General features: G+C 72.3%; 22 protein-coding genes. 6 read left to right on the top strand and 16 right to left on the bottom strand.

Annotation, left to right across the window (positions count from 1 at the left end):
* Positions 1 to 37 precede the first annotated feature (37 nt).
* The 6 genes from ACZ5NW_RS03135 (at position 38) to ACZ5NW_RS03110 (ending at position 6,102) form a co-directional block, all read left to right on the top strand.
* A complete protein-coding gene (locus ACZ5NW_RS03135) occupies positions 38 to 400 on the top strand; it encodes a (2Fe-2S)-binding protein (RefSeq protein ID WP_468741959.1) in 363 nt (120 codons plus the stop codon).
* Complete coding sequence (locus tag ACZ5NW_RS03130) at positions 387 to 1,859, top strand: FAD-dependent oxidoreductase (RefSeq protein ID WP_468741958.1); 1,473 nt, start codon at positions 387 to 389, stop codon at positions 1,857 to 1,859. Before ACZ5NW_RS03135 ends, ACZ5NW_RS03130 begins: the two co-directional genes overlap by 14 nt.
* Positions 1,860 to 1,923: 64 nt before the next feature.
* Positions 1,924 to 2,820, top strand: coding sequence for a dihydrodipicolinate synthase family protein (locus ACZ5NW_RS03125; RefSeq protein WP_468741957.1), 897 nt, complete (start codon positions 1,924 to 1,926; stop codon positions 2,818 to 2,820).
* A gap of 25 nt (positions 2,821 to 2,845) precedes the next feature.
* Positions 2,846 to 3,847 carry a proline racemase family protein gene (locus tag ACZ5NW_RS03120; protein WP_468741956.1) on the top strand — a complete coding sequence of 334 codons (1,002 nt, stop codon included), beginning with the start codon at positions 2,846 to 2,848 and terminating at the stop codon, positions 3,845 to 3,847.
* 95 nt (positions 3,848 to 3,942) lie between these two features.
* Positions 3,943 to 4,638 (top strand): GntR family transcriptional regulator, encoded by a 696-nt coding sequence (locus ACZ5NW_RS03115; protein WP_468741955.1) that lies wholly within the window; start codon positions 3,943 to 3,945, stop codon positions 4,636 to 4,638.
* A 177-nt stretch (positions 4,639 to 4,815) separates the two neighbouring features.
* Positions 4,816 to 6,102, top strand: coding sequence for a flavin-containing monooxygenase (locus tag ACZ5NW_RS03110; protein WP_468741954.1), 1,287 nt, complete (start codon positions 4,816 to 4,818; stop codon positions 6,100 to 6,102).
* An 84-nt stretch (positions 6,103 to 6,186) separates the two neighbouring features.
* Here ACZ5NW_RS03110 and ACZ5NW_RS03105 read toward each other — a convergent pair whose 3' ends face one another.
* The 16 genes from ACZ5NW_RS03105 to ACZ5NW_RS03030 form a co-directional block, all read right to left on the bottom strand.
* Positions 6,187 to 7,320, bottom strand: coding sequence for a tryptophan dimethylallyltransferase family protein (locus tag ACZ5NW_RS03105; RefSeq protein ID WP_468741953.1), 1,134 nt, complete (start codon positions 7,318 to 7,320; stop codon positions 6,187 to 6,189).
* A 219-nt stretch (positions 7,321 to 7,539) separates the two neighbouring features.
* Positions 7,540 to 8,883 (bottom strand): cytochrome P450, encoded by a 1,344-nt coding sequence (locus ACZ5NW_RS03100; protein ID WP_468741952.1) that lies wholly within the window; start codon positions 8,881 to 8,883, stop codon positions 7,540 to 7,542.
* A gap of 8 nt (positions 8,884 to 8,891) precedes the next feature.
* Positions 8,892 to 9,485, bottom strand: a complete 594-nt coding sequence (locus ACZ5NW_RS03095) for a GTP-binding protein (protein WP_468741951.1) — start codon at positions 9,483 to 9,485, stop codon at positions 8,892 to 8,894.
* Positions 9,460 to 9,837, bottom strand: coding sequence for a DUF742 domain-containing protein (locus ACZ5NW_RS03090; RefSeq protein ID WP_468741950.1), 378 nt, complete (start codon positions 9,835 to 9,837; stop codon positions 9,460 to 9,462). Before ACZ5NW_RS03090 ends, ACZ5NW_RS03095 begins: the two co-directional genes overlap by 26 nt.
* Positions 9,834 to 10,235 carry a roadblock/LC7 domain-containing protein gene (locus tag ACZ5NW_RS03085; RefSeq protein WP_468741949.1) on the bottom strand — a complete coding sequence of 134 codons (402 nt, stop codon included), beginning with the start codon at positions 10,233 to 10,235 and terminating at the stop codon, positions 9,834 to 9,836. Before ACZ5NW_RS03085 ends, ACZ5NW_RS03090 begins: the two co-directional genes overlap by 4 nt.
* On the bottom strand, positions 10,232 to 11,437 hold the full coding sequence (locus ACZ5NW_RS03080) for an ATP-binding protein (protein ID WP_468741948.1): 1,206 nt from the start codon (positions 11,435 to 11,437) through the stop codon (positions 10,232 to 10,234). Before ACZ5NW_RS03080 ends, ACZ5NW_RS03085 begins: the two co-directional genes overlap by 4 nt.
* 286 nt (positions 11,438 to 11,723) lie before the next feature.
* Positions 11,724 to 13,196, bottom strand: a complete 1,473-nt coding sequence (locus tag ACZ5NW_RS03075) for an LCP family protein (protein WP_468741947.1) — start codon at positions 13,194 to 13,196, stop codon at positions 11,724 to 11,726.
* Positions 13,197 to 13,824: 628 nt separating this feature from the next.
* Entirely contained in the window at positions 13,825 to 15,378 is a 1,554-nt protein-coding gene (locus ACZ5NW_RS03070) for a class I adenylate-forming enzyme family protein (protein ID WP_468741946.1), read from the bottom strand.
* 3 nt (positions 15,379 to 15,381) lie between these two features.
* On the bottom strand, positions 15,382 to 16,608 hold the full coding sequence (locus ACZ5NW_RS03065; RefSeq protein ID WP_468741945.1) for a thiolase family protein: 1,227 nt from the start codon (positions 16,606 to 16,608) through the stop codon (positions 15,382 to 15,384).
* Positions 16,609 to 16,742: 134 nt separating this feature from the next.
* Positions 16,743 to 17,900: a PucR family transcriptional regulator gene (locus tag ACZ5NW_RS03060; RefSeq protein ID WP_468741944.1), complete on the bottom strand. Its 1,158-nt coding sequence runs from the start codon at positions 17,898 to 17,900 to the stop codon at positions 16,743 to 16,745.
* A gap of 124 nt (positions 17,901 to 18,024) precedes the next feature.
* Complete coding sequence (locus ACZ5NW_RS03055) at positions 18,025 to 19,965, bottom strand: anthranilate synthase family protein (protein ID WP_468741943.1); 1,941 nt, start codon at positions 19,963 to 19,965, stop codon at positions 18,025 to 18,027.
* Complete coding sequence (locus ACZ5NW_RS03050) at positions 19,962 to 20,612, bottom strand: isochorismatase family protein (protein WP_468741942.1); 651 nt, start codon at positions 20,610 to 20,612, stop codon at positions 19,962 to 19,964. Before ACZ5NW_RS03050 ends, ACZ5NW_RS03055 begins: the two co-directional genes overlap by 4 nt.
* Positions 20,613 to 20,637: 25 nt before the next feature.
* Positions 20,638 to 21,408, bottom strand: a complete 771-nt coding sequence (locus tag ACZ5NW_RS03045; protein WP_468742970.1) for a 2,3-dihydro-2,3-dihydroxybenzoate dehydrogenase — start codon at positions 21,406 to 21,408, stop codon at positions 20,638 to 20,640.
* 38 nt (positions 21,409 to 21,446) lie between these two features.
* Complete coding sequence (locus ACZ5NW_RS03040) at positions 21,447 to 22,679, bottom strand: 3-deoxy-7-phosphoheptulonate synthase (RefSeq protein WP_468741941.1); 1,233 nt, start codon at positions 22,677 to 22,679, stop codon at positions 21,447 to 21,449.
* Positions 22,680 to 22,746: 67 nt separating this feature from the next.
* A complete protein-coding gene (locus ACZ5NW_RS03035; RefSeq protein ID WP_468741940.1) occupies positions 22,747 to 24,303 on the bottom strand; it encodes an amidohydrolase family protein in 1,557 nt (518 codons plus the stop codon).
* Complete coding sequence (locus ACZ5NW_RS03030) at positions 24,300 to 24,584, bottom strand: phosphopantetheine-binding protein (protein ID WP_468741939.1); 285 nt, start codon at positions 24,582 to 24,584, stop codon at positions 24,300 to 24,302. The genes ACZ5NW_RS03035 and ACZ5NW_RS03030 overlap by 4 nt, the downstream gene beginning before the upstream one ends.
* Positions 24,585 to 24,618 lie beyond the last annotated feature (34 nt).

Genomic DNA, 24,618 nt, shown 5'->3' with positions numbered 1-24,618 from the left:
CCGGAAGGCAGCACCGCATGACGGAAGGCAGGACCGCATGACATCCCCGCAGCCCGGCCGGACCCGCTCCACCGACGGCTCGTCCCCGCCCGGTCAGGACCCCTTGCGTCTGGTCCGGGCCCGGCCCGGCGCGCCCTTCGCCCTCACCTTCGACGGCCGGGAGATCCGCGCGCTGCCCGGGCAGACGGTCGCCGCCGCGCTCTGGGCGGCCGGTGTCACGGCCTGGCGCACCACGCGCGGGGACGGCCGGCCGCGCGGGGTGTTCTGCGGCATCGGCGTCTGCTTCGACTGCCTGGTGACGGTCGACGGCCGCCCCAACCAGCGGGCCTGCCTGGTGCCGGCCGCACCCGGCGCGGACATCCGCACCCAGGAGGGAACGGGCCACGATGACCGAGTCTGAAGCACCGGGGACGGCGAAGCCGACCCCCGCACGGCTCGCCGTGGTCGGGGCCGGCCCCGCAGGCGTGGCCGCCGCGCTCGCGGCGGCCGCGCGGGGCGTCGACGTCGTCCTGCTGGACTCCGCCGCCGCGCCGGGCGGTCAGTACTACCGGCAGCCCGCCCCCGCCCTCGGCGCCCGCCGCCCCCAGGCGCTGCACCACCAGTGGCGCACCTGGGAGCGCCTGCGCACCGCCCTCGACGCCCACCTCGCCGCCGGACGCATCACTCATCTGATGGAGCATCACATCTGGTGTGTGGAGCGGGAGTCGGCGGGCTTCACGGTGCACGGGCTGCTCGGCCCCGAGCAGCGCGAGCCCGTCGCCGTCCGCGCCGCGGCGGTCGTCCTGGCGACCGGCGGCTACGAGAAGGTGCTGCCCTTCCCGGGCTGGACCCTGCCCGGCGTGATCACCGCCGGCGGCGCCCAGGCCATGCTCAAGGGGGGTCTGGTCCTGCCGGGCCGGCGGGTCGTCGTGGCCGGTACCGGGCCGCTGCTCCTCCCCGTCGCGACCGGCCTCGCGGCGGCGGGCGCCGAGGTCGTCGCCCTCGTCGACTCCGCCGACCCGAAGGGCTTCCTGCGCCGCTCCCGCACCCTGGCCGCACAGCCCGCCAAGCTGGTCGAGGGAGCGGGCTTCGCCGTCGGACTCCTGCGCCACCGCGTCCGGGTGACGCCACGTCATACAGTGCTCGCCGCGCACGGGGACGACCGGCTGGAGTCGGTGACGATCGCCGCGCTCGGCACCGAGGGCAGGCCCGTTCCCGGCAGCGAGCGGCGGCTCGCCTGCGACACGCTCGCCGTCGGGCACGGCATGCTGCCGCACACCGATCTCGCGGAGGGACTCGGCTGCCCGCTCGACGGACCGGCCGTACGGGTCGACGACGAGCAGCGCACCGGCGTGCCCGGCGTGTGGGCGGCCGGGGAGGCCACCGGGATCGGCGGCGCGGCGCTCGCGCTCGCCGAGGGCCATATCGCCGGCCGGTCGGCGGCCGCCCGGCTGCACGGCACCGTGCCCGACGCGCGCGCGTGGGCCCCGGCCGCGCGGGCCCGCCGCAGGGCGCGGGAGTTCTTCGCCGCCCTCGACGACGTCTACCGGCCGCCCGCGCACTGGGCGGACCGGGTCACCGACGAAACGGTCGTCTGCCGCTGCGAGGAGGTCACCGCGGGCGCCGTCCGGGAGGCCGTCGGCACGCTCGGGGCGGGCGATCCGCGCACGGTGAAACTGCTGACCCGGGCCGGGATGGGCTGGTGCCAGGGCCGGATCTGCGAGCCCGGGGTGGCGGGCGTCGCCGGCTGTGCGGCCACTCCCGGGCGCCGTCTCCTGGCCCAGCCGGTACCGCTGGGCGCGCTGGCCGCCGTACCACCGCCGGAGCCGACCGCGGCGCCCGACCCACGGGCGACGCCGCCCCCACCCGAGCCGCGGTGACATGTCACATCGCACAGCACAGCACACCCCTCTGGTCAGACCTCCGGAAAGGGCCCTGCCTGCCATGACGATCCCCCAGCACCGCCCCTGGCGCGGCGTCCTCGTCGCCACCGCCCTCCCCCTGAACGACGATCTCTCGGTGAACCACGACCGCTACGCCGAGCACTGCGCCTGGCTGGTGGAGAACGGCTGCGACGGCGTGGTCCCCAACGGCTCGCTCGGCGAGTACCAGGTCCTCACGCCCGAGGAGCGGGCCAGGGTCGTCGAGACCGCCGTGGCCGCGGTCGGCGGAGCGCGCGTGATGCCCGGTGTCGCCGCGTACGGCTCGGCGGAGTCTCTGCGCTGGGCCGAGCAGGCGCGCGAGGCGGGGTGCGCCGCCGTGATGCTGCTGCCGCCCAACGCGTACCGCGCCGACGGCCGTTCGGTGCGCGCCCACTACGCGGAGGTCGCGAAGGCGGGCCTGCCGGTCGTGGCGTACAACAACCCGATCGACACCAAGGTCGACCTGGTGCCCGAGCTCCTCGCCGAGCTGCACGCAGAGGGTCTGATCCATGCGGTCAAGGAGTTCTCCGGGGACGTCCGCCGCGCCTACCGCATCGCCGAACTGGCCCCGGAACTCGATCTGTTGATCGGCGCGGACGATGTGCTGCTGGAGTTGGCGGTGGCCGGGGCGAAGGGCTGGGTCGCGGGATATCCCAACGCCCTCCCGCGCGCCTCGGTGGAGCTGTACCGGGCCGCCGTCGCGGGCGACCTCACCACCGCGCTGCCGTTCTACCGCCGGTTGCACCCGCTGCTGCGCTGGGACTCCCGGGTCGAGTTCGTGCAGGCGATCAAGGCGTCCATGGACATCGTCGGCCGCCACGGCGGTCCGTGCCGCCCGCCGCGCGTGCCGCTGACGCCCGATCAGGAGGCGGCCGTGCGTGCCGCGACCGAGCGGGCCGTCGCCGACGGCCTGGCCTGACCCGCCACCGGCAAGGAGACCTGAGATGCGCAGCAAGCTCGTCCTGCACGCCGTCGACTCGCACACCGAGGGCATGCCGACCCGGGTGATCACCGGCGGGATCGGCACCATCCCCGGCGCGACCATGAACGAGCGGCGGCTGTACTTCCGTGAACACCGCGACGACATCAAGCAGTTGCTGATGAACGAGCCGCGCGGGCACTCCGCGATGAGCGGCGCGATCCTCCAGCCGCCCACCCGGCCGGACTGCGACTGGGGCGTCGTCTACATCGAGGTCTCCGGCTATCTGCCGATGTGCGGCCACGGCACCATCGGGGTGGCGACGGTGCTGGTGGAGACGGGCATGGTGGAGGTCGTCGAGCCGGTCACCACCATCCGCCTGGACACCCCGGCCGGGCCGGTGGAGGCCGAGGTGGCGGTGGAGGACGGTGCCGCCCGGAGCGTCACCTTGCGCAACGTGCCGTCGTTCTCCGTCGGCCTCGGCCGCAAGGCGACCCTGGCCGACGGGCGGACGGTGACGTACGACCTCGCCTATGGCGGCAACTTCTACGCGATCCTGCCGCTGGAGGAGTTCGGACTGCCCTTCGACCGGGCCCGCAAGGACGACATCCTCGCCGCCGCGCTGTCGCTCATGGAGGCGATCAACACCGAGGACGAGCCGGTCCACCCCGAGGATCCGTCCATCCGGGGCTGCCATCACGTCCACCTGTACGCGCCCGGCGCCACAGCCCGGCACTCGCGGCACGCGATGGCCATCCACCCCGGCTGGTTCGACCGCTCGCCCTGCGGGACGGGGACGAGCGCGCGCATGGCGCAACTGCACGCGCGCGGCGAACTCCCGCTGCACACCGAGTTCGTGAACGAGTCCTTCATCGGCACCCGCTTCACCGGACGGCTCCTCGGCACCACGGAGGTCGCGGGCCTGCCGGCCGTGCTGCCCAGCTTCACCGGCCGCGCCTGGATCACGGGCACGGCCCAGTACCTGCTCGACCCGACGGATCCCTTCCCGGCGGGGTTCGTATGGTGAACGGACACCGATGACGCGGCGTGGACACGGATGACGCCGATGACGAGCCGATGGCGTGTGACAGAGCACCGCCGACCACCCCCGAGGAGATCCCCATGGCCGCCCAGCGCAGCAGCCCCCCGTCTGCCGCACCCGCGCTCCCCCGGCTGGGCGGCCGCCGCAGCAGCTATCGCGAGGAGGTCGCCGACGCCCTGCGCGCCGCGCTGATCGCGGGCGAACTGCGGCCCGGCGAGGTGTACTCGGCGCCCACCCTGGCCGCACGCTTCGGCGTCTCGGCGACCCCCGTGCGCGAGGCGATGCTGGACCTGGCGAAGGAGGGGCTGGTCGACGCGGTCCCCAACAAGGGCTTCCGGGTCACCGAGGTGTCCGACCGGCAGCTCGACGAGTACACCCATGTCCGGGCGCTCATCGAGATCCCGACCGTGGTCGACCTGGCCCGTACCGCCGACCCGGTCTCGCTCCAGGCGCTGCGCCCGGCCGCCCGGGAGATCGTGACGGCGGCCGTCGCGGGCGACCTCATCGCGTATGTGGAGGCCGACACCCGTTTCCATCTCGGCCTGCTCGCCCTCGCCGGCAACGCCCATCTCGTGGAGGTGGTGCGCGATCTGCGCGGCCGCGCCCGGCTCTACGGCCTGACCGCGCTCTCCGCCTCGGGCCGTCTGCTGGCCTCCGCCGAGGAGCATCTGGAACTGCTCGACGCCCTGCTGGCCCGGGACGAGGACGCCGTACGGGAGGTGATGACCCGTCATCTCGGGCATGTGCGCGGGCTGTGGGCCGAGCGCGGGCACTGATGGACCGTCAGGTCGTTTCCGGCGCGGCGAAACCGCCGGTCAGGTCCTCCTCCCCCGCACCCCCGACGCGGCGCAAGACCGCCGTCCTGTGATCCTTGTCGCTGGTGTCGGACGAGTGACTCATGGGCAGTCAATGCCCGTGCGCGAAAGGATGGTGTCTTTCCTGTGGGGGAATCGGTGCGTGTGTGCCTCATCGGTGCGGGCCTGTCGGGACTGGCGACGGCCCACGCCCTGAAGCGGCGGGGCGTCGACTTCGTCTGCCTGGAGAAGGCGTCCGGGGTCGGCGGGATCTGGCGGCAGCCGGAGGCCGGCGAGCGAGGTCCCGGCTATCTGTCCCTCCACCTCAACTCGACCAAGCAGCTCACCGGTTACGCCGACTTCCCGATGCCGGCGTCGTACCCGGTCTACCCCTCGCACAGCGAGATGGCCGCCTATCTGCGGTCGTTCGCGGAGTGGGCCGGCGTGCTCGACCACATCGAGCTGGAGACGACGGTCGAGTCCGTGCGGCGGACCGCCGACGGCACCTGGAGGGTCGTCAGCCGCGACGCCGCGGGAACGCGCCGGGAACGCGCCTTCGGCCAGGTCGTCGTGGCCTCGGGACACAACACCGAGCCGTTCCTGCCGGCCCTTCCGCCGGGCGCCGACACCTTCGACGGAACGATCCTGCACGCCTACGACTACCGCGCCGGCGCCGACTTCGCCGGGCGGCGCGTGGTGGTCGTGGGGCTCGGCGCCTCGGCGGTGGACATCGCCGCGGATCTGTCCCGGCACGCCGACCGGACCCTGCTCTCCGTGCGCCGGGGGCTGCACATCCTGCCCAAGCAGCTCTTCGGCATACCCCTCGACGAGGTCGCCGAGGCCGACTGGTGGACGGCGATGTCGCTGGAGGAGCAGCGCAGCTTTCTGGAGCAGGCCCTGCTCGTCGCCCGGGGCAAGCTGTCCGACTACGGGCTGCCCGAACCCGACCACCCGGTCTTCGCCTCGGCCGTGACCCTCTCGGACGAGATCCTGACCCGCATCCGCCACGGCGGGGTCGTGCCGAGACCGGCGATCGACCGTCTGGTCGGCGGCCGGGTCGTGTTCACGGACGGCACGTCCGAACCGGCCGACGCGATCGTCTACTGCACCGGGTACCGCATGGCGTACCCCTTCCTGTCCGACGGCTGTCCCGTCGGCCCGCACGGCTCGGTCGAGCTGTACAAGCGAGTGATCGCGCCGGACCGTCCGGGCCTGTCCTTCGTGGGGCTGGTGCGCCCGCACGGTTCGATCACCCGGCTCGTGGAGGCCCAGGCCCGCTGGGTCTCCCGGCTCGCCACGGGCGAGGCGGTGCTGCCGGACCCGGACGTCATGCGCAAGGAGATCAGCGCCCACCTGAGCGGCATCGCCGGCCAGTACGGCGACCGGGAGGGCGCGTCGATCCAGGTCAACGTGGCGCCGTACCTCCAGGAACTGCTGGCGGAGTGACGGCGGAGCCCGGACGGCCCGGGGCCCGGTGGGACGGGTCGCGCCCGTGTCACCGGGCCCCGGTGCGCCGTTCGGCACCGCGGGCTACCGCGTGCTGACGGGCTCCCCCGCCCGCAGCGGTACGGGCGGGCGGACCTGGTACGCCTCCGAGGAGATGTACGCCGTCACCCGCGGCGGACGTCCCCGCTGGTGGGCGACCGAGAGGTAGGCCAGAAGGCCCACCCCGTCCTCCGGACGACGGTCGGTGACCGCGGTCAGGGCCTCACGCAGGGGCGTGGGGTCGATGCCGTACCGGCCGAGCAGGGCCGTGGCGCGGTCCAGGGCCTCGCCGTCGTGGGCGGCGTAGTCGCGGACGGGGACGTAGAGGGTGAATCCGCTCGGCAGACCGGTCGCCGTTTCGGTGAAGGCATGACAAGTCTGGACGGGACGGCGGGTCAGCCGTTCATCGGCGACGGGGTCCGCGTCGAGCCCCGCCGCGAGCCGGAAGAACGACGTGGTGTCGGCGGGGACGGGCCCGCCCGGCATGCGGGACAGCCCGCCCGCCTCCGCCGCCGACAGGTCGTGGTGGGCGAGATAGACCTTGGCCCGCGGCTCGTCCCAGTCGCCGAGGTCCAGGGCGAAGAAGAGATGCCGGTCGGACTCGGGGAGCGCGGCGAACGCCTCCTTGTGGCCGAGCCGTTCCAGCGCCTCGCGCACGGTGGCCTCGGCGCCGTGCGGTCCGGCCGCCGCCGGGTTGAGGTAGGCCTTGACCCGGGGCGGCGAGCCGGACGGCAGTTCCAGCGCCAGCCAGAGGGCGAAGGGGCCCTGTGGCGCGGCGGGGAAGAACAGGTCCTCCAGCTCGTCGAACCGGTGCGTGGCGAAGTTCCACTCGCGGCCCAGCTCCCGCAGGAACCGCAGGCCCGCGCGGCCGCCGGCCTCCAGGGTGCCTGCGCCGCACCCCGGCTCCAGCAGCACCCGCAGGGTCGGGGCGGCGTTCGGGACGAAGGAGAGCGAGAACTCCACCGGCGTGTGGTCGTCGGAGAGGAAGCTCTCGGTGGCGGGCCCCAGGTCCAGCGGCCGTTCGGCGAGCGGGCCGTGGGCGCGCAGGAGTGTACGCGCGTAGACCGCCGCTTCGGCGCTGTCCAGACCGACGACCTCGCCGAGCCCCAGCAACTGGCGTGCCGTGCGCCCGCCGAGCGTGTCCGCCCCGGGGACGGCCGGGTGGTGGAGAGGGGTCACCGCACCTCCCACCGGCGGCCGGAGCGGACAGAAAGATACCCGCCGAAACCGGCGGGTATCCGACGCGCGACGATGGGGGGTCTCAGGGGCACGGCGTCCGTGGCCAGGGGATCCACGGCACCTCCTTGGTCTCGTGAACGACTCGAATGGACGCGTTGCTCACTACCCTGACAGTTTAATCGTCATGCATTTGTGGGAAGTTCACAGGTGTTGTGTGAATCACCTCGTCAGCCAGTTGAGGAACGAGCTCCACATGCCCCCGCGTTGGGCCCGAGCGCCCGGCTGTGCGGTGGCCGGTTCCTGACGCACCGGCGCCTCGGGGCGTGCCGGCCTGCGGATCGTCTCGACCGCCGTGAACCGGGCCGGCAGACTCGCCAGGGCGCGGTTGAACGGACCCGGTCGCCAGACCAGACTGTCGGCGGGGACGGCGAGTTCGACATCGGGAAGCTTGTTGAGCAGGTTCTCGATGGCGGTCACCGTGATCTGCCGGGCGGGCTCCTTGGAGGGGCACGCGTGCGGGCCCGCGCTCCACGCGAGATGCGCCCGGTTGCTGCCGGCCTGCCGGGCGGCGGTCAGCGCCGGGCCGGTGTTGGCGGCGGCGAAGCTGACCAGGATCAGGTCGCCGGTGCTGAGCTTCTGCCCGGCGAACTCCATGTCGGCCACCGGGTAGTGCGCCGCCAGGTTCGACATGGGCGGGTTCTCCCACAGCGTGTCGTCGATCGCCTCGTCGATCAGACCGCCCTGGTTGGCGTAGGCGTCGTGGGTGAGAAGCCGGTACAGGGTGTTGCCGATGAGGTTGCGCAGCGGCTCGTTGCCGCCGACCAGCAGCAGGGCCAGCTGGTGCAGCATCTCCTCGTCGGTGAGGCCGGCCGGGTGCTGCATCAGCCAGGAGGTGACGTCCTCGCCGGGCCGGGCGCGCTTGAGCGCGACCAGCTCGCCGACGGCCTCGAACAGGACGCCCATCGACTTCTCGGCGTTGACGCCGTCGAACATGCCGGTGATGCCGAACACGACGCGGTCGCCGATGTCGGCGGGCATGCCGAACAGCTCGTTGAAGACGAACAGCGGCAGCTGCTTGGCGTAGTCGTTCAGCAGGTCGGCCGAACTGCGGGCGCTGAACTGGGAGATGAGGAAGTCGGAGACCCGCTCGGTGGTCTGGCTCAGCCGACGGGTGTCGATCCTGGCCATGCTGTCCGAGATGGCCTGACGCAGCCTCAGATGCTCGACGCCGTCACTGAACATGGCGTTGGGCCGGTACGCCAGCACCGGTGCGACCGGGCTGTCGGGGGCGATCTTGCCGTCGTTCAGGTCACGCCAGCGGCGCGCGTCCTTGCGGAACGACGCGGAGTCCTGCAGCAGGTGCAGCGCCGTCGCGTAGTCGGTGACGAGGGTGGCCTCGACGCCGGGGGCGAGTTCGACCGGCGCGGTGGGGCCGTAGTGGCGCAGATAGGTGTAGTACGCCTGCGGGTCGGCGGCGAACTCGGGCCCGTACAGCGGTACTCGGGCACCGGAGGTGTGTGCGGGACACCCGGGCGGGGGCACGGGGGTGGATTGGGCGTCCATGGTTGCTCCTAGTGGGCACGTTCCTGCAGATGGCGGACGAGAGTGATGAGGGCTTCGGCCGACGACTTCTCGTCTCGCGCGTCGCAGGTGACGATGGGGGTGTCGTCGAGGAGGTCCAGTGCCTCACGCAGTGCGAACTCGTCGCGCGGCGGGGCGCCGTCGAAGTGGTTGACGGCGATCGCGTAGTCGAGTCCGTACTGCTCGATCAGGTCGATCACGGCGAAGGAGTCGGCGAGACGCTCGGGGTCGACCAGCACCAGCGCGCCGAGCGCGCCACGGGCCATGTCCTCCCACATCTGCACGAAGCGCTGCTGCCCGGGCGTGCCGAAGAGATACAGCACGACCCGGTCGCTGATGGTGAGCCGGCCGAAGTCCATGGCGACCGTCGTGGTGGTCTTGCCCTGGACTCCCTTGAGGTCGTCGACCGCCTCCGCGGCCCGCGTCATCGTCTCCTCGGTGGACAGCGGCTCGATCTCCGAGATCGCCCCGATGAAGGTGGTCTTGCCGACCGCGAAGTGACCCACCACGAGGATCTTCACGGCGGTCTGGGTGGCACCCTCGCGGACGTACGCCGCCTCATCCAAACTTGGCCCTGAGACCATTCAGCACCTCCTCCAGGATCTCCCGGTCGGCGAGCGGCGCGCGCTGCACCGGCGGGCGCGTGATGAGGTAGCCGCCCTCGGTCAGGGCGGCCAGGAGGATCTTCACCACGCCGAGCGGCAGCTGGGTGTGGCCCGCGATCTCGGCCACCGAGAGATAGCCGGCCGAGCACAGCTCCAGCAGGTTCTGTTCCTCCGGTGACAGGCGGGTGGGCCGTTGCTGGTGGTCCGCCGCCGCCGTGACCAGGGTGATCAGGGACAGCTGCTGCTCATCGGGCAGCCCGCGTCCCTTGGTGATGACGTACGGACGCACTAACTCCGGGGTCTGCGGCTCCAGTTCGTCGAATCCGGTCATGACCGCGCGCCGAGGTTCTCGCGCGGCGGCGTCATCAGCGCCTTGCCGAGCTGGCCGACGAGCTGCTGCATGCGGAAGGTGATGTCCTGCATGTCGACGTCCGGGGTGGCCGACACGCCGAGGTACGCGCCCTCGCCGGCGGAGATCAGGAACACCCAGCCGCCCTCGAACTCGACGAGCGTCTGGCGCCACTGGTGGCCGGGGTCCTCGCAGAAGAAGCCGAGCGAGCGGCTGAGCGACTGCACTCCGCTCATCGCGGCGGCCACGCGGTCGGCGTTGTCCTTGTCGAAGTCCTTCGTCCGGGCCATCAGCAGGCCGTCCGCGGAGATCAGGACCGCGTGCAGGGCCCCGGGGATCTCCAGGGCGCTGTCAAGCATCCATGACAGGTCGTCGTTCACGAGAACTCATGCCCTTCGCTGCTCGCACCGTGTGTGCTGCTGGTCTGGTCCGTCGTGTCCGAGTGCGACGCCCGGCCCGACTGCGTGCCCCGCTGGAAGGCACCCATGATCGCCGCGGACTCCGCGCCGGAGCGCCGGGACGGCAGGGGCGGGACGGCGGGCGCGGGGCCGGGGCCGGGAGCCGACGGGGTGCTCGGCACGACCGCCATCGGGCGCTTGCGGCGTCGCTTGGGCAGGCCGTCGGCGGTGGTGACACCGGCCGCCACGGGCTCGGGGCCGCCGAAGGCCGGCGGGGCGGAGGCGACGGTGGTGACGACCGGCGCGGGCTCCTTCTGCTCGGGCGCCGCGGTGAGCAGGTCGTGCGGCAGCAGCAGGACCGAGCGCACACCTCCATAGGGGGAGGTGGAGTCGACGGACACCTCGAAGCCGAAGCGCTCGGCGAGCACACCGATCACGGCGAAGCCGAACTGCGGCGGGTTGCCGAGGCCGGAGACGCCGGTGACGCGCTCGCTGGACAGGAGCTTCTCGGCGCGGGCGCGCTCCTCGTCGTTCATGCCGACGCCGGCGTCGTCGACGACGATGCAAATGCCCTTGGGCACGGTGCGGATATTGATTTCGACGACCGTGTCGGGGCTGGAATAGCTGGTGGCATTGTCGAGGAGTTCGGCGAGGGCCAGCGCCACCGGTTCGACGGCCCGGCTAGTGATGCCGAAGTCCACCTGGGAGAGAATCTCCACCCGCCGGAAATGGCGGATTCTGCCCTGTGCGCTGCGCACCACGTCATAGACGGAGGCGACGTCGCGCTGCCGGCCGAGCCAGCCGTCGCACAGGACGGCGATGGACTGGGCGCGACGGCCGAACTGCGAGTTGGTGTGGTCGATTTCGAGGAGATCCTGGAGAATGACCGACTCGCCGTATTTGGTCTGCAGCCGGGAGACGATCAGCTGCTGTTCGGCGGCGAGACCCTGCAGGGTCCGCATCGCCGACTTCAGTACGGTCTTCGTCGCTTCCTCGGCGCGCTCCTGCGCGGCCTCGACGGACTCGGCGTACTGGTTCTCCAGCTCCGCGTAGTGGGACCTGAGCCGGGAGACCTCGTTCTTTAACGTGCGCGCCGCCCTGCGCTGGCGAACTAGCAAGGCGACGGCGGCGATGACGGCGACCAGGAGAACCCAGGCCACCGGGTCCGGTATGTAATGCGTCATAAGACTCTCTTCAGGCGACTGACGGCCAGTTGCTGAATTTCCGTCAATGCGGGTGGACCGGCGGACCGCCCGCACCGGGGTCACCGCCCGGACCGTCCCCGTAGTCGGGGATGTCGTCTTGCACCCATCCGCCCGCTCTACAAGCGACCGTGATCGTATCACCGTAAGAAGCAGTCACTGACCGTCAATAAGGCGTCTCTGATGAACATTGACGGTCAGTCAGCAGTCATCTCGGTCTCACCGCGACAAGCCAACCGATAAACGGGCTTCCGCCCCGAATCGGGACTCAGCGCAGGGCCGCGAGGTCCAGGTCCTGGCCGACGACCAGGGTCACCTCGCCGGCGTTCGCCTTGGCGTCGACGGCCGAGCGGGCCTTGGGCAGCCACGCCGCGAGAACGGCGGCCTTGCGCTGGAGGTCGGCCGGGTAACCGACCGTCGTGGTGGCCGAGTTCTGCGGGGCGTTGCCGGTGCCCACGACGGTGAAGCCGGCCGCGGTGAGCTTCTCGGCGACGTCGGAGGCCCGCCCCGACTGTCCGGTGCCGTTGAGTACCCGCACGCGCACACTGGACGCGTAGATCAGGTCCTTCACCTGGGTCGCGAGCTGGGCCTTGGTCATCTCCTGGTCCTTGGCGAGGGCGGTGAACAGGTTGGTGGCCTGCGGGAATTGCCAGACCACGTTGGCCTTGTCCCTCGGATTGTCCGCCTGGCGCGGGTAGTTGGGGACGGTGAGGAAGCTCAGCCGGTCGGAGGGAATGCCCTTGAGCTCGTTCGCCAGACCGTAGAGCGGCTGGAGTCCGGCCAGATCGGGGTCCGTGGTCAGGGACTTGGTGGCGGACTTCAGGAAGCCGTACAGGGCCTGGGGGTCGGTCAGCTTGGACTTGGCCTTCTTCGCCAGCGCCTCCATGAACTCCTGCTGGCGGCCGATGCGTCCGATGTCGGAGTTGTCGCCGACGCCGTAGCGGGCCCGTACGTAGCCGAGGGCCGTCTCACCGCGCACGGTCTGGCAGCCGGCCTCCATGTCGAGGCGGGCCTTCTCGGAGTGGATGGGCTGCTTCGGGCAGACCTCGATGCCCTGCAGGGCGTCCACCATCCCCTTGAAGCCCGAGAAGTCGATCGACATGAAGTTGTCTATGCGCAGGCCCGTGTTGGCCTCGATCGTCTTGATGCTGCACGCGGCGGCCGAGGCGACCTCACCGGTGCTGCCGCCCAGCGCGAACGCCTCGTTGATCTTGAAGTGGTGCGGGGTGGAGGTCTTGCCGCCGCCCTCCTGGCACGCCGGGATCTGCACCCATGAGTCGCGCGGGAAGGACAGTACGGTGGCCCACTCCCGGTTCTTCGGGATGTGCAGCACCAGCAGGGTGTCCGACTGCATGGTGGTCAGGTCCTTGCCGTACTTGGCGTTGGCGCCGTCGCGGCTGTCGGAGCCGACCAGCAGGATGTTCTTGGAGCCGGGGCTGAGCTTCTCGGGGCGGTTGCCGCCGAGCTTGTCGTCGACGTCCGCGGACGTGATGTTGCCGTTGAGGTCCTGGTAGATCCAGGCGCCGACCCCGCCGACGCCGAGCAGGACCACACCGGTCACCCCCGCGCTCCACGCCAGGATCCGGCCCCGGCGCGTCAGCCTGGTCCTCCCCCTGGCACCGGTCGCCGTCCCCTCGGCCCCGGTCTTCCCCGCCCTGCGCCTGCCCGTTCCGCCCACCCGCGCTCGCCCCTCCGCTCGGCCATGGCCGCCGATGTGCACCACGCCCGGCCCCTCCGGCATGGTCTCCGCCGGACGGCCGAACTCTGCATCCCTGTTGACATACGTCCGGCGGACCCGGACGTCTCACCCTGCTCAGACTCCTTGTGCGCCACATCGGTTGCCCCGGTCGCACAAATACGCGGTTTTGTCCGGGTGGGGTGAGGTCTCCACCGATGCCGGCGCGTCCCGGGCCAGGAACCCGTGGGGACCGGGCGGGCCCACCGAGTGCGGCGGCCCGGCGCATCCCGGCCCAGGAACCCGTAGCGACCGGGCGGCCCCGCAGAATGCGGCGGCCCGGCGCATCCCGGCCCAGGAACCCGTAGCGACCGGGCGGCCCCGCAGAATGCGGCGGCCCGACGCATCCCGGCCCAGGAACCCGTAGCGACCGGGCGGGCCCGCCGAGCGTGGCGGAAGCCCGCGTACGCCGGACGGCACCCGCACGGAAACGGCGTGCGGGTCGTGTACGACCCGCACGCCGTGTGCCGGAAGTCCGCGGCAGGGGACGGACCACGAGCCCGTCGACCTGCCGGAACCGTCCGGCCCCGTTCTGCTCGGCGGACAGACCCCCGTACTGCTCGCCGAACAGGTCCACCGGGACCGGCCCGCCCCGTCCTCACCCATCGGGCCGGTCCCGAACCGCGCGCGGCGGTCAGACCTGGCGGGACCGGCCCGCCCAGTACTGCTCGCGGACGGCCCGCTTGAGGACCTTGCCGTTGCCGCTGCGGGGCAGTTCGTCGACGAACTCCACGCGCTTGGGGGCGCGCACGCTGCCCAGCCGCTCCTTGCACAGGGCGATCAGCTCGGCGCCCTCGACGCTCGCGCCCGGGTTCAGCTCGACGACCGCGGTGAGCATCTCGCCCCAGTCCTCGTGCGGCACACCGATCACGGCGCAGTCCTGCACGGCCGGGTGGCTCCAGATGACCTGCTCGACCTCACTGGGGAAGATGTTCAGCCCCCCGGAGATGATCATGTCTTTCTTGCGGTCGGTGATGAACAGGAAGCCCTCTTCGTCGAAGTGGCCGACGTCGCCGGTGTGCAGCCACCCGTCGATGATGCTCTCGGCCGTCTTCTCGGGCGCCTTGTAGTAGCCCTTCATGACGAGGTCGCCCCGGACGCAGATCTCCCCGGCCTGCCCGGTGGGCACGGGCCGCCCCTCGTCGTCCTGGATCTGCACATTGATCAGCGGATTCGGGCGACCGCAGGACGCCAGCCGGGAGTCCGGGGCGACCTTTCCGTCGACGAGGTGCTCCTCGGGGCGCATGAAGGAGATCGAGGCGAACGCCTCCACCAGGCCGTAGCCCTCCGCCATGACCGGGCCGAACAGCTCGATGGCGCGGCGCAGCTTCTCCGTCGACATGGGCGCCGCGCCGCAGGCCAGGATGCGCAGCGAGGAGAAGTCGCGGTCGGCGACCCCCGGGGTCTCCATCAGCCGGTAGATGACGGTCGGCGCGAGGAACAGCTCGGTGACGCGGTACTCCTCGATCGCGTCGAGGATCGCGACGGGGTCGCCCTTGGGCAGGATGACGACCGTGCCGCCGCGGGCCGTGGCGGCGAGGCTGAACACCCCGGCCGCGTGGGTCATGGGCAGCGCGGCCAGGTTGACGATCCGCTCGTCGGACCGGTACTGCATGGCGATCATGAAGTGGGCCACGCACACCGCGAAGGACCGGTGGGTGTTCATCACGCCCTTCGACGCCCCGGTCGTCCCGCCGGTGGAGAAGACGGCGACCACGTCGTCCATCTCGTAGCGCACGTCGGGCGGGGTGTCGGGCCGGCCAGCCGTCCAGTCGGCCAGGGCGGGGTGGTCCTCGGAGGCGTCGAGGCACACCCAGTGCTTGACCTTGGGCAGGGTCGGTGACAGTTCGGCCACGACCGGCGCCATCGAGGGGTGGTAGAAGAGCACCTCGCAGTCGAACTCGTCGATCACGCGGTGCAGATCGGGTGCCGGGACCGTCGGATTGAGCGGCACCCAGGCCAGGCCGGCGCGCCAGATGCCGAGCACGCAGATCCAGGCCCGCGGGTCGTTCGGGGACAGCACGCCGGCCTTGGTCTCCTTGGGGAGCCCGGCCTCCAGGAGCGCGTGCGCGATCCGGCACGACAGCGCCCGCGCCTCGTTGAACGTCCAGGTCTGCTCACCGCCGATGTAGGCGGTGGCCTCCGGGGCGTTTCTCCAGCCCCGGTCGAAGAAGTCGATGATCGCCATGTGTCATACCCCCAGTACCGTGATGGCGGCGACCGCTTCCTCGCCGGCGTAGAACCCGCCGCCGTTCTCCGCGATCGCGATCCGTGCGCCGGACACCTGTCGGACTCCGCTCTCCCCGCGGAGTTGCTGGACCAGCTCGTACACCTGGGCCAGTCCGGTCGCGCCGAGCGGATGCCCCTTCGACTCCAGGCCGCCGGACGGGTTGACCGGCAGCCTCCCGCCGAGCGTCGTGACGCCGGTCTCGGCGGCCCGGGCGCCGGCGCCGGGCTCGAACAGCCCGAGCATCTCGGTGAGTTGGATCTCCGAGAACGCGGTGGCGTCGTGCACCTCGGCCACGTCGACGTCCTCGGGACCCACGCCGGCCTCCTCGTACGCCCGCAGCGCCAGCAGCCGGGTGATGTGGCGGTCGGCGGCGTGCAGGTCGCGCTTCTCACCGGTGCCCACCGCGCAGGCCAGCACGCGTACGCCGCGGCCGGTGCCGGCCAGCCGGCGCAGCCCGCGTTCGCCGCACACCACGACCGCCGCGGCGCCGTCCGTGAGCGGGGCGCACATCGGCACGGTGAGCGGGAACGACAGGGCGCGGGCGGCGAGGATGTCCTCGGCGGTGATCGACGTGCGGTAGTAGGCCCGCTCGTTGTGCAGGGCGTGCCCGTGGTTCTTCTCCGCGACGACGGCGATCTGCCGCTGTGTGGTGCCGAACCGGTTCATGTGCGAGCGCGCCATGGCCGCGTAGACGTCCATGAAGATGCTGCGCTTGCCGGCGTCGCTGTCGTCGACCTCGCCGCCGAGCGCGGCCAGGGTGGCGGTCAGCCCGGCCGGGTCCGACACGTCGTAGGCGCCGTCGAAGACCGCGAACGCCTTGTCGCGGTCGGCCACGTTCATCTTCTCCGCGCCGACCGCGAGCGCGAAGTCGACCGCCCCGGCGCGAATCTGATTGACCGCCAGGTGGAGCGCGGTGGCGCCGGTGGCGCAGGCGTTCTCCACGTTGAAGATCGGGATCCGCTCGAACCCCATGCCGCGCAGCGCGATCTGGCCGCCCACCATGAGCTGGCCCTCCAGCGCGCCCTGCGTCGTGTTGCCGAAGAACGCCGCCTCGATGTGGCTCTTGTCCAACCCCGCGTCGGTCAGCGCCTCCTGGACCGCCTCGGCCGCCAGATCCGGCACCCCTCGGTCGAAGTGGCGCCCGAACGGCGTCATCCCCACTCCGACAATCCAGACCGGCTCCCCCACTGACAACTCCCTTTGTCCGAACGAACAACCGCTGCGAGCAACGATGTCCCACCGGCCGGACAGGGTCGATGTCCGGGAGACCAAGGCATGCCTAACCGCCGTTGTGCGATGGGACAACGGCGCGGCGCCGTCGGTCACCGCTGGTGCAGCGCCTCCAGTTCGAGCGCCCACGCCAGTTCCACGATGACCTCGGTGGACGACAGCGACGCCCCGGTGAGCTCGCCGAACCGGCGCAGCCGGTACCGCAGGGTGTTCACATGGATCACCAGGGTCTCGGCGGTCTCCTTGACGCTCAGCCCGTTGTCGAAGTAGGCCCGCAGGGTGTCCTCCAGGAGCAGGCCGAACTCGCCCTCGGCGCGCAGCGGCGCGAGGTAGCGCTCGACCAGGTGGCGGCCCACGTCGTCGTTGGCCGCGGCGGCCAGCCGCCAGGTGAGCTCCTCCAGTCCGAAAACCCCGGTGCGGCCCAGCTGTGCGGCCACGTCGAGGGCGCGGCTCGCCGTACGGAACGAGCTCGCGATGTCGGTGAGGGGGACCTCGGCGCCGATGCCGGCCACCCAGCCCTCTCCGGCGGGCGGCCGGCGCGCCACCACCCCGGCGCAGTCGCCGCCCAGGGCGCCCAGCAGGGCCGGTCTGCCGGGGGCGCCGCCGGCCCGCTCCAGGGTGCGGCGCAGTTCCTCGACGCCGGCCCCGCCGCGCGCCCGTACGGCGCAGTAGGAGGCGCCGGGGTCCAGGCCGTACAGGGTGCAGCCGCGGTCGAGTTCGGCGGCATCCATCGTGCCGGCCAGCAGGGACCGTACGAACTCGGTCCGGCGGTGCGCGTCGTGCAGGGCGCTCTCGACGCTCGACTCCTGGTAGGCGAGCGCCAGTCGTACGGTGTAGGCGTCGCTCACCGACCACAGCAGGCGCGCGCCGTCGAGCGCGGTCTCGGGCGGTACGCCGTTGGCCGCGGCCAGTTCGAGGAAGCGCCGCTGGACGTTGCTGATGCTCAGCCGGTAGCCCCGCATCATGTCCTCGATCGGGACGCCCTGCCGGGCCCGGTCGCGAGCGATGATCTCCGCTTCCGGAATGTCGCTCGGGGTGGGCGCGACACCCGAGCGCAGGGCGCGCACCGCGATGTCGAGGTTGCGCTCGATCGACGCCTGGAGCTGGGACGTCGGCACCGCCGCGTACGTCGGCAGCTCGCGCAGGCCCTGCGTGATCGTCCGTTCGGTCAGGGCGGCGGAGTCGGCCGCCAACTGGTCGATGGTGCGTGCCAGTTGCTCGGGCACGGCGGTTCCGTCCCCCATACCCATGCGTCGTCTCCCCCCATCAGGACAGGCTCGGTGGGCGGTCGCGGGGGCGCCCGCCCCCGAGACCTCCGCAAGGATGCCCGACCGATCCCCGCGGGCGTCAGCCCGCCGCACCGCCGAGGGTGTCTCAGCCGCCCACCACGCTGAACCCCTCCATCGCGCCGACCAGCAGGTCGCGCAGGATGCTGGTGCCGTTGCGGGTCAGGACGGACGCGGGGTGGAACTGGACGGAGGCGTAACCGGGGCCGCGCAGTCCGTGCACCTCGCCGCTGCCCGGGTCGTGGCAGACCTGGATCTCGCCGCCCCGGAACGGGCACGACAGGGTGGCCTCGGCCCAGCGGGCGGCGAACGTGTTGTAGAAACCGACGAGTTCGGTGGTGCCGAAGAAGTCGATCTTCTGCTGGGAGCCCTGGTTGGGCTCCGGCCTGCGCACGATGTCGAGCCCCAGCAGGGAGCTGAGCACCTGGTGGCCGAGGCACACCGACAGGAACGGTGTGCGGGAGGCCAGCAGCCCCCGGGTGAGGTCACGCAGATGGGCGATCTTGGCGTCGGTGTGCAGGGCCGGATCCCCGGGACCGGGCCCCACGATCACGAAGTCCTGGTCGTCGATCGTGTACGGCTCGTCGAACCGGCGCACGGTGACGTCCAGGCCCAGGGCGGCGAGGCAGTGCCGGGCCATGGAGGTGAAGGTGTCCTCCGCGTCGACGACGAGGAGCCGCCGCCCGGCCAGCCGGTCGTCCGGGTGAGCTCGGTCGTCCGGGTCCGCCAGCCAGAAGGGCGCCAGGGTCGCGTTGCGGGTGGCCAGCGCGGCCACCACGTCGGGGTGGTCCCTCAGACCGGGCCCGCGGGTCGGCGCCGCCGTGCCGTGCGCGGCCGCGGCGCCGGTGTCGGGCTCGCTGCGCAGGGCGGCCAGCAGTCCGGCGGCCTTGGCCCGGGTCTCGGCCACCTCGGCCTGCGGGGAGGAGTGCCGGACGAGGGTCGCGCCCACGCCGATGCCGAGTCCGCCGGCGGGGTCCACGTCCGCGGTGCGGATGAGGATCGACGAGTCCAGGACGGGGCCGCCGGCGTCGTCCCGGCCGATGAGGGCGGCGACCCCGCTGTAGTAACCGCGGCCGTGGGGCTCGTACTTGTCGATGACCCGGCAGGCGCTCTCCAGGGGGCTGCCGGTCACCGTCGGCGCGAACAGGGTCTCCAGGAGGATCTCGTGGACGCCGCGGCTGCTGGTGCCCTCGATGAGGTACTCGGTGTGCGCGAGGCGCTCCATCTCCTTGAGGTACGGGCCGCGCACCCGTCCGCCGCGGTCGCAGACCCGGCCCATCATCTTCAGTTCCTCGTCGAGCACCATGAACAGCTCGTCGGACTCCTTGGTGTCGCGCAGGAAGCTCATCACCCCGTCGGCGTCGGCGCCGCCCTCGGGATAGCGGTAGGTGCCGCTGATCGGGTTCATCGTCACCGCGCCGGCGTCCAGGGTGACGTGCCGCTCGGGGGTGGCGCCGATGAGGTACCGGTCGCCGGTGTGGATGAGGAACGTCCAGTAGGCGCCGGGTTCGCGCTGCAGGAGGCGGCGGAAGAAGGCCAGGGCCGTGGCCGCGCCCCAGTCCTCGAGGCTCGCCCGGTAGGTGCGCTTGATGACGAAGTTGGCGCCGGTGCCCCGGCCGATCTCCTCCTCGATGATCCGGCGCACCGTGCGGGCGTACGCCTCGTCGTCGGTGTCGAAGCCGTGCTCGTCCATCCTGATCGGCACGTCGGGGACCTGGCGCAGGAACTCCTGCCGGGACAGGCCGCACTGTTCCTCGATCGTCAGGGCGACCAGGGGCGTGCCGTCGTCGGGGCAGTGGTAGCCGCGCTCGGCGAGCTGCCGGTAGGGCAGCACGGCGAGCACGTCGTGCCGCCGCCCGCCGGGGCCCTCAGGCAGCGGGAGGTCGGCGAGCGAGGCGGGCCGGGAGGCGGTTCCCACCATCAGTTCCAGGCGGTCCGCCCCGGTGGCCCGGGGCCGGTGCAGCAGGGCGAAGGGCGGCGGGTCGCCGGCCAGGATCCGCCGCAGGAGCTCGTCGGCCGCTGCGTTCATGAACGGCTCGCCTCCTCCAGCTGGCGCACCACGGTGTCGGTGGGCAGCGTCATGCCGCAGCGGGTCGCGACGTACTGGAGCGTCATACGGTGGTCGTCCAGCGTGAAGTCGGCGACGGCGTCCCCCACGACGAAGGTCTGGATGTCATGCGCGTACGCCTCCCCCGTGGTCATGAGGATCCCGACGTGGGCGTACACGCCGCACACGATCAGCTGGTCGCGGCCCGTGTCGCGGAGCAGTTCGAGCAGGCTGGTGTTGAAGAAGGCGCTCGGGCGCCACTTGGTGAGCACGATGTCGTCGTCGGCCGGCGCCAGTTCGTCGACGACGGCGCGGTCGCGCGGCCCCGCGGTCATGCCCGGACCCCAGAAGTCCTTGAGCAGTCCCCGCTGCTTCTCGGTCATGTCGCCCGGCTGGGCGGTGTAGGCGACGGGGACGCCGAGGCGGGCGCAGGTCTGCTTGAGCCGGGCCGCGTTGCGCACCAGGGGATCGACGGGCGACCGGCCGGCGGGGAACGGCCGGAGGAAGTAGTTCTGCATGTCGTGCACGAGCAGGACGGCACGGGACGGGCTCACGGACCACGAGGCCGTGTTGGCGGGCAGGTCGCCCTCCGTGGGCATGGGGTAGGGCTCGATCGCCGGTATGGCCACAACCGACTCCTTTCCAGGGCGGGGATCACGCGCCGAGCGCGGCCCCGCCGTCGACGGTGAGGTGGTGCATGGTGATGTGCGCCGCCTCGTCGGACAGCAGGAACAGCACGGCGTCGGCGATGTCCCGGGGACGGGCCACCTTCGCCAGCGGGATGCCGACGCGGAAGGCGTCCGGAACGCCGTCGATCGAGGCGCGCACCGCGGAGTCGTCGTCCCACAGCGAGGTCAGCATGGGGGTGTCGGTGGAGCCGGGGGCGACCACGTTGCAGCGGATGCCGTAGGCGGCGCTCTCCAGTCCGAGGCACTTGGTGAACATGGACGCCGCGGCCTTCGACGCCGCGTAGGCGGCCATCTCCATGCGCGCGGTGCTCGCCGCGTTGGAGGCGATGGTGACGAGGGCGCCGCGCCGGCGCTCGGACATCCGGCGCACCACGGCCCGCGACACGTGGAAGACGCCGGTGGTGTTGACGGAGAAGGTCGCCTGCCAGTCCTCGTCCGTGAACGCGTCGACGCGGCCGTGGCGCAGCACTCCGGCGGCGTTGACGAGCCGGTCGATCGGGCCGAGCCGCTCCTCGACCGCGTCGATCACCGCGTCGACGTCGGCGCTGGAGGTGACGTCGACGGGGAAGGCCGTGGCCCGGTGGCCGGCCTCCCGCAGCTCCTTGGCGACGATCTCCAGCCGGTCGGCGTCCCGGTCGAGCAGGGCGACCGAGGCGCCGCGTTCGGCGAGCGCCTCGGCGACCGCGCTTCCGATGCCGCCGGCCGCACCGGTCACCACCGCGATCGTGTCGTTGATCGGCACAGCTCCTCCTCCGGTCTTCTGACGGGGAATGCTCATCGGTTCCTGCCGCGCCACGCGGAGACCACTTCCAGGGCCTGCCAGGGGTTGAGGCGCGGGTCGCACAGCGTGGTGTAGGCGCCGTCCAGCCCGTCGGTGTCGGCGGCGTCGGCGACGCACTCGGTGACGGCGTGCGGCGTGGCCTCCAGGTGCAGGCCCCCCGCGACCCCACCCGCGGCCGCGACGGCGTCCTGGAAGCCGGTGACCTCTCGTACGATCGCGTCGACCTGACGGGTCTTCAGGCCGTTCGCGGCCGTCACGGTGTTGCCGTGCATGGGGTCGGACAGCCAGCTGACGGGATGGCCCGCGGCCCGTACGGCGGCCACCAGCGCGGGCAGCCGGTCGGTCACCGCGTCGGCGCCCATCCGGGCGATCAGGGTGAGCCTGCCCGGCGTCCGCTCGGGGTCGAGCAGATCGCACAGGCGCAGCAGGTCGTCGATGTCGGCGGTCGGTCCGACCTTGCAGGAGACCGGGTTGTCCACGGAGGCCAGCAGCCGCACATGGGCCCCGTCGGCCTGCCGGGTGCGTTCGCCGATCCACGGCCAGTGCGTGGAGGTCAGCAGCAGCCGGCCGTCGCGGTCCCGGCGCAGCATGGGCAGTTCGTAGTCGAGGACCAGGGCCTCGTGGCTGGTCCACACATGGGCGTACGGCCCCATCGCGGCGCCGGTGCCGCGCAGGCGCAGGGCGTCCATGGCGACGGACGCGGCGTCGTAGCACGCCACCATGCGGGAGGGCGCGGGCCGCCGGGCGCGGGCGTCGGGGTCGGGGCGGTTGACCATGTGCCCGCGGTAGACGGGGAGTTCGCGTCCGCCGACCTCCTCCACGGGCCGGGAGCGGGGCTTGGCGAACTGGCCGGCGATCCGGCCGACCCGCAGCACGGGGCGGCCGGAGCGGGCGCGCATCGCCTCGGCGAGTTCGTCGAGCAGCTCCGCCTTGCGGGCGACGGGGCCGGGCGCGCACTCCGCGGGGTCCTCGGCGCAGTCGCCGGCCTGGATGACCTGGAAGCGGCCCTGCGCGACCTCGGCCAGCAGGGCGCGCAGCGTGGCGACCTCGTCGCGGGTGACCAACGCGGGTCGGCCGGCGAGGAGTTCACGTACGGATTCGAGTTGCGGGTCGTCGAGCCAGTCGGGCTGCTGGCGGGCGGGCAGCGCCCGCCACTGGCGCATCTCGTCGGAGGAGAGAGCTGCACCCTCGTCCTCGGCGAGCAGCAGGGCGGTGTTGTCGGACATCGTTTGCGCTACCTCCGTAGGGGGCGCGGGCAGGAGAGGAGAGGGCGCGAAGTGCGGTGCCGGGCGGTCACGCGCGAGCGGTCCCCCTCGTACGCAGCCGGGGGTTGTCGTCGAAGAGGGCCGTCAGCTCCTTCTCGGCGACGCCGAGGACACGGGCGGAGAAGGACCGCAGGGCGCTCAGGTACGCGTCCTGCAAGGCGGCCTCGTCCACGTGCGGGGTGCGGCCGTTCTCCAGCAGGATCCGGCCCGCCACCAGCACGGTGTGCACGTCCGCCGTGCCGCCCAGGGTCAGATAGCCCTCCAGCGGACGCGGGTTGAGCAGATAGCGCCAGTCGTCGATGGGCACGAGGACCAGGTCGGCCTGTTTGCCGGCCTCCAGGCTGCCGACCTCCCCTTCCCAGGCGAGTCCGCGCGCCGCGATCCGGGTGGCCATGGCGAGCGCCTCGCTGGCGGGCAGGGTGGTGTGGTCGGAGGCGAGTTCGTTGTACATCTGCCAGGCCGCCCGCATCTCCTCGGCCATGCCCATGACGGGGAAGACACCGCCGTCCGTCGACAGGGACACATCCAGGCCGGAGCGCTTGAGCTCGGGGATGAGGCCGGTCTCGGTGAGGGTGGATTCCCCGGTGGGGCCGTACTTGGCGGGCGAGTGGCTGATGTGCACCCCGGCGTCGAGCAGCATGCGCTGTTCGTCGGCGTCGGCGAACGCGCAGTGCACGGCCATCAGCTTGTCGTTGAGCAGCCCCAGGCGCTCCAGCCGGCGGACGGGGGTGGTGCCGAAGTGGGTGCGCACCGCCTCCGCCTCGTGGCGCAGGGCGCCGACGTGGGTGGCGAACGGGACGTCGTACTCGGCGGACAGGCGGGCGAGGCCGCGGCCGAGCTCGTCGCTCATGTTGGTGAGGTAGGGGGCCGTGGGCCAGGCGCGGAGCCGACCGGTGCGGTCCTTGGCGCACCGGTCCAGCAGCCGCTGGATCCAGGCGAGTTCGGTGTCGGCGTCGCGGGTCCGCTCGGGGGCCCCGCTGCCGGTCCCGCACACGATGTCCGCCACCCAGGCGCTGACCGACATGCGGATGCCCAGGGCGAGGGCGGCGTCGGCCAGCGCGTCGGGCCGGTTGACGGATCCGACGTCGCCGAGCGTGGTGGTGCCGGAGCGCAGCTGGGTCCACAGCGCGTACCGGGCGACGGCGTCCGCCTCGTCGGGCCGCAGGGCGTCCACCAGACGGCGGAAGCCCTCGAACCCACCGGAGACCTTGGCGAGGTCTCCGCCGAGGGCCATGAAGCCCGGTTCGTCGGCGCGGTCGGACGGCGGGCGCAGGGCGCCCTTGAAGGGCAGCCGGACCGCGAACATGTCGTGCCAGTGGTTGTTGACGAAGCCCGGCATGACGAGCATGGAGGAGGCGTCGAGCGTCCGCAGCCCCGCCTGCTGCTCGGGGGTGAGCCCGGCGACGGCCCGGTCCACGTCCTCGACCGGGCCCACGGCGGCGATCCGGTCGCCGACGACGAGCACGGAGCCGGTGGGGTGCACCCGCGCCGCGGCGTCCGCGGTACAGATGTGTCCGCCGCGGATCAGCAGCGCCGGCGGCCGGTCGGGAAGCCCCTCGTCGCCGGGCAGCGGGGCGGCGCTCATGCCGTGGCCTCCCCGGCCTGCGCCCGCACGGTGTCGACGTGCCGCTGCCAGGCGGTGAGCGTGGGCTCGGCCGCCAGTTCGCGGAACTGCACCGGCAGGCCGTCCCGCCGCCACTGGTTGACCAGCCGCATCATCTCCAGGGAGCCGAGTCCCAGGTGGATGAGGTTGGCGTCGGGATCGATGGTGTCGGGTTCGGTCCCGATCATGGCCGCGACGGCCTCGCGCAGTGCGGCGGACACCTCCGCCGGTGTCCGCCCCGAGCTGTCCGCTGTGGTTTCCATGGGTGTCCTGCGTCCTTCGACGTCTGCGGGATGA

It is taken from the genome of Streptomyces sp. NPDC032126, from assembly GCF_055580085.1.
Note: the sequence above shows the minus strand (reverse complement) of the source record. Positions and strands in the feature narration are given on the sequence as shown.

Bases quoted from the DNA above. Each gene is read 5' to 3' on its own strand.
- ACZ5NW_RS03125 (WP_468741957.1), top strand. From the start codon at position 1,924: ATGACGATCCCCCAGCACCGCCCCTGGCGCGGCGTCCTCGTCGCCACC.
- ACZ5NW_RS03055 (WP_468741943.1), bottom strand. From the start codon at position 19,965: ATGAACGCAGCGGCCGACGAGCTCCTGCGGCGGATCCTGGCCGGCGAC.
- ACZ5NW_RS03060 (WP_468741944.1), bottom strand. From the start codon at position 17,900: ATGGGTATGGGGGACGGAACCGCCGTGCCCGAGCAACTGGCACGCACC.
- ACZ5NW_RS03040 (WP_468741941.1), bottom strand. From the start codon at position 22,679: ATGTCCGACAACACCGCCCTGCTGCTCGCCGAGGACGAGGGTGCAGCT.
- ACZ5NW_RS03035 (WP_468741940.1), bottom strand. From the start codon at position 24,303: ATGAGCGCCGCCCCGCTGCCCGGCGACGAGGGGCTTCCCGACCGGCCG.
- ACZ5NW_RS03100 (WP_468741952.1), bottom strand. From the start codon at position 8,883: ATGGACGCCCAATCCACCCCCGTGCCCCCGCCCGGGTGTCCCGCACAC.
- ACZ5NW_RS03130 (WP_468741958.1), top strand. From the start codon at position 387: ATGACCGAGTCTGAAGCACCGGGGACGGCGAAGCCGACCCCCGCACGG.
- ACZ5NW_RS03120 (WP_468741956.1), top strand. From the start codon at position 2,846: ATGCGCAGCAAGCTCGTCCTGCACGCCGTCGACTCGCACACCGAGGGC.
- ACZ5NW_RS03095 (WP_468741951.1), bottom strand. From the start codon at position 9,485: ATGGTCTCAGGGCCAAGTTTGGATGAGGCGGCGTACGTCCGCGAGGGT.
- ACZ5NW_RS03030 (WP_468741939.1), bottom strand. From the start codon at position 24,584: ATGGAAACCACAGCGGACAGCTCGGGGCGGACACCGGCGGAGGTGTCC.
- ACZ5NW_RS03115 (WP_468741955.1), top strand. From the start codon at position 3,943: ATGGCCGCCCAGCGCAGCAGCCCCCCGTCTGCCGCACCCGCGCTCCCC.
- ACZ5NW_RS03135 (WP_468741959.1), top strand. From the start codon at position 38: ATGACATCCCCGCAGCCCGGCCGGACCCGCTCCACCGACGGCTCGTCC.
- ACZ5NW_RS03090 (WP_468741950.1), bottom strand. From the start codon at position 9,837: ATGACCGGATTCGACGAACTGGAGCCGCAGACCCCGGAGTTAGTGCGT.
- ACZ5NW_RS03070 (WP_468741946.1), bottom strand. From the start codon at position 15,378: ATGGCGATCATCGACTTCTTCGACCGGGGCTGGAGAAACGCCCCGGAG.
- ACZ5NW_RS03075 (WP_468741947.1), bottom strand. From the start codon at position 13,196: ATGCCGGAGGGGCCGGGCGTGGTGCACATCGGCGGCCATGGCCGAGCG.
- ACZ5NW_RS03080 (WP_468741948.1), bottom strand. From the start codon at position 11,437: ATGACGCATTACATACCGGACCCGGTGGCCTGGGTTCTCCTGGTCGCC.